General features: G+C 61.6%; 2 protein-coding genes. Both read left to right on the top strand.

Annotated features, from left to right (window positions below):
* The first annotated feature begins 65 nt into the window (after positions 1-65).
* Positions 66-1,937, top strand: a complete 1,872-nt coding sequence (locus FJ527_RS15550; RefSeq protein ID WP_140617585.1) for an HlyD family efflux transporter periplasmic adaptor subunit — start codon at positions 66-68, stop codon at positions 1,935-1,937.
* A 47-nt stretch (positions 1,938-1,984) separates the two neighbouring features.
* Positions 1,985-4,087, top strand: coding sequence for a peptidase M50 (locus FJ527_RS15545; protein WP_210241250.1), 2,103 nt, complete (start codon positions 1,985-1,987; stop codon positions 4,085-4,087).
* The last annotated feature ends 44 nt before the right edge of the window (positions 4,088-4,131 follow it).

Genomic DNA, 4,131 nt, shown 5'->3' with positions numbered 1-4,131 from the left:
GACAATGATGGCGGCGCAGTTCACACATTTCGCGAACTGCGCGCGCCGCTTCGAAACGGGTGTCCATGGCCGATAGCATCCTTGAAGGTGATACCCACAGGATGCTGGATGATGCCGGCATCGTCAGCTACAGTGTTCTGGACCAGGCGCTGTGGACACGCTTCCGTGCGGCCGGAACGTCGGATGAGTTCATCGGTGCATGGCTGGGCCTTCTGTGCCGCCAGATTGCCGATGCCTCGGCAGCAGCCCTGGTGCTCGGGGAAGCCGATACCGGGCCTTATGTGCTGGCCGCTGCATGGCCGAACTCACAGTCGCCGGTCAGTGGACTTCTCGCCGCCGCCGAGATGGCCACGGGAAAGCGTCAGGGCGTCAGTGTATCGGGTCCGGCGGACAACACACAGATCATCGCGTCACCCATCCTCATCGACGGGCATCTGTTCGGAGCCTGTGCCGTTGCCGTGAAGCGAAACGACGCTGCCTTCACCGACATCATGCGCAAGATCCAGTGGGCTTGCGGCTGGGTGGAGGTGCATCTGCGCCGTGGCATGAGCGATCAGAGCGAACAGGCCGCGCAGCGCAGCCGCTTTGCGTTCGATATGTTGGCGGCGGTGATCGAGAAGAAGCGGTACAAGGGCGCTTGCACCGCCCTCGTCACCGAACTTGCCATGCGGCTGAACTGCGACCCGGTCGCCGTCGGCGTGATGCGCCGGCGCTGGACGCGCGTTGCGGCGGTGTCGCATTCGGCGGCATTCGACGGCAAGGTCAGCTTCATGCGCGACATCGCGGCGGCGATGGACGAGGCAATCGACCAGCGCGCCGTGGTCGTCGCGCCACCGCGCCAGGGTCAGGAATATCGAGTCAGCATCGCGCACGAAGCCTTGACACGCCAGTACAAGAACGGCGCTGCCCTGACCGTGCCGCTGCAGAGCAACGGCACGATGACGGGCGCGCTCACCTTCCTGCGGCCCGCCGACGCGAGCTTTGACCAGGAGACGATCTATCTTTGCGATGCAGTCGCGGCCGTGGTCGGACCGGTGCTCGAGGAGAAACGCCGTAACGACCGGACGATCTTCACCAAGGCGATCGAAGCGGGCTGGATCCAGATCAAGAGGCTGCTTGGCCCGCGCTTTATCGGGCGCAAGATTGCGACGCTGGCCGCGGTGGCGATAGCGGCCTATCTGAGCGTCGCCACTTCGCCCTATGCGGTAACTGCGCCTGCTGTCATTCGAGGTTCGGTGCAGCGAACCATCGTTGCCCCATTCAGCGGCTATGTCCTGTCGGAATTCGCCAAGGCAGGCGAAACGGTGCGCAAGGATCAGGTGCTGGCGCAGCTTGACGATCAGGATCTGAATTTCGAGCGGCTGCGGCTGGTCACCACCAAGGCTCAGAAGGAAACGGAATTTGACCGCGCGCTGGCGCGTGGCGAGCGTGCCGAAAGCCAGATCATCGAGGCTCAGATCAAGCAGGCGGACGCGCAGCTGTCGCTGATTGACGAACAGCTGCGGCGCACCCGGCTGGTGGCGCCGTTTGATGGATTCATTGTCTCCGGCGATCTGTCGCAGTCGGTCGGCGCGGCGGTCGAGCGTGGCCAGGAATTGTTTCACATCGCGCCGCTCGATTCTTACCGCGTTGTCCTGGAAGTCGACGAAAGCGACATCGACGACATCAAGATCGGCCAAACCGGCCAGTTGCGGGTCAGCGCGTTGCCGAGGGAACCGCTGCCATACAAGATCGAACAGATTACGTCTGTCTCGCGACAGGGCAACGGCCGCAACTCGTTCATGGTCGAAGCTTCGCTCGCCGGATCCCTCGAGCGGCTGCGCCCCGGCATGGAGGGCGTCAGCAAGACCCATGTGGATGAACGGCTGCTGTTCTTCGTCTACACCCAGAAGATGATCGACTGGCTGCGCCTGACCCTCTGGCGCTGGGCGGGCTGACCATGGACGGGAGCTATTTCAGTTCGTCTTGGTATCGCGTCGCGCAATTGAAGCCGCGGCTGCGGAGCCAAGTGAGCATCCACCGCACGATCTTCCGTAACCAGGTCTGGTATGTAATGCAGGATCGGACCTCAGGCCGCTTCCATCGCTTCACGCCGGAGGCCTATTTTATCATCAGCCTGATGACCGGCCGGCGGACCATGCAAGAAGTGTGGGACAGCGCCTGCGAACGCCTCCACGAAAAGATCATAACTCAGGACGCGGTGATCCGCCTTTTGGGGCAGCTTCACGCCTCGGATGTGCTGTTTGGCGACATTCCACCCGACATTGAGGAAATCGCCGACCGCGCCAGCAAACAGCACAACCGTAAACTTCTGTCGAAATTCGCAAATCCGCTGGCTATTCGCGTCGGGCTGTTCGATCCGAACGAGTTCCTGAACGCGACCTATCCGCTGGTGCGGCCGTTCCTATCCTGGTTGGGCGGCATCGCTTTCCTCGCGCTGGTTGGCTATTCGATTTTCCTTGCTGCGATGAATTGGCAGGCGCTGACCGGCGACGTGACTGACAGGGTTCTCTCGGCCGAGAATATTGTCCTGATCCTGATCGCCTACCCCTTTATCAAGACCTTGCATGAACTGGGGCATGCCTACGCCGTCAAACGTTGGGGCGGCGAAGTGCACGAGATCGGCGTGATGCTGCTCGTATTCATGCCGGTGCCCTACGTCGACGCGTCGGAGAGCCTGGCATTCCGGGACAAGTGGCAGCGCGCCCTGGTGGGTGCGGCAGGCATTGTCGTCGAGGGGTTGTTGGCCTGTCTGGCGCTGATCGTCTGGCTGAACGCCGAGGCCGGATTGGTGCGCGCCTTCGCATTCAACGTGATGCTCATCGGCGGCGTCTCGACCTTGCTGTTCAATGGCAATCCACTGCTGCGCTTCGACGGCTATTACGTCCTGAGCGACATTCTCGAGATACCGAACCTTGGTCAGCGCGCGACCAAATATCTCGGCTATCTGGTTCAGCACTATCTGTTCGGTATCGAAAGCGCCGAAACGCCGGCAACCGCACAGGGCGAAGAGTTCTGGCTGTTCAGTTACGGCGTCTCGTCATTCTTCTACCGGATCGGCGTCATGGTGGCGATCGTCACGTTGGTCAGCCAGCGTTACTTTGTCGTCGGCATGATGATGGCTGGGTGGGCGCTGGTGCTGATGGTTGGCGTGCCGCTGGCGCGCCAATTGTGGTTCCTGTTCACGAGCCCATCCCTGAGAAAAACGAGGGGGAGGGCCTTCGCCGTCGTTGCAGCCAGCCTCGCACTGGTAGCCTTGCCGTTCTTTGTCATCCCGCTACCCTACGCGACCGCCGCGCAGGGAGTCGTCTGGCTGCCGGGCGACGGCGTCGTCAATGCCGGTGTCGATGGCGTTGTGGCGGAAATTGTCGCGACGCCCGGCGCCCGGATTGAGCGAGGCGCCCCGATCTTGCGGCTGGAAGACCCTATGCTGGAGGCGCGGACCGTCCTGCTGGATTTGAGGGTCGGGGAGCTTGAGCGCCGCCTCGAAAAGCTCGACGTCTTGGACAAGGTCAACGCCAAAGTGGTGGCCGAAGAACTCAGGCTGGCGCGCGCCGACCTGGTCCTGGCCCGCGACCGTGCCGAGGCGCTGACAGTCCGGGCTCAGGCAAGTGGAACGCTGATCGTTCCCTCTTCAAATGATCTCGAAGGCAAGTTTGTGCGCCGTGGCGAGACGCTGGCCTATGTGACGCGGTTCGACCAGCCGACATTGCGCGCCGTGATCCCGGAGGGCGACGCCGACCTGGTTCGCAACCATACGGAGTTCGTCGACGTGCGCTTCGTCGAAGACCTGTCGGTTTCCCATTCCGCCAAGATCATACGCGAAGTGCCGTCGTTGACCGCGACTTTGCCGAACGCCGCATTGAGCACGGTGGGCGGTGGCCAGTTCTCACTCGATCCGACCGATCATGCGCAGAAGCGGGTGCTTGCCAATTTGATGCATCTGGAACTGGCGCTGGCCAATCCAAGCAAGATCGACCGCATCGGCGGGCGAATCTACGTCCGTTTTTTTCACGGCAATGTCCCACTTTACGAACGGACCTATCGCTGGATCAGACAGGTTTTCCTGCGGGTCTACAAGGTATGACCTGCGCTACCGGAGGAGTTAATATTTGGATTAAGTTAACTAGA

The organism is Mesorhizobium sp. B2-4-18, assembly GCF_006441385.1.
Classification (GTDB): Bacteria; Pseudomonadota; Alphaproteobacteria; order Rhizobiales; family Rhizobiaceae; genus Mesorhizobium; species Mesorhizobium australicum.
This window is presented reverse-complemented; position numbering and strand designations above follow the sequence as displayed.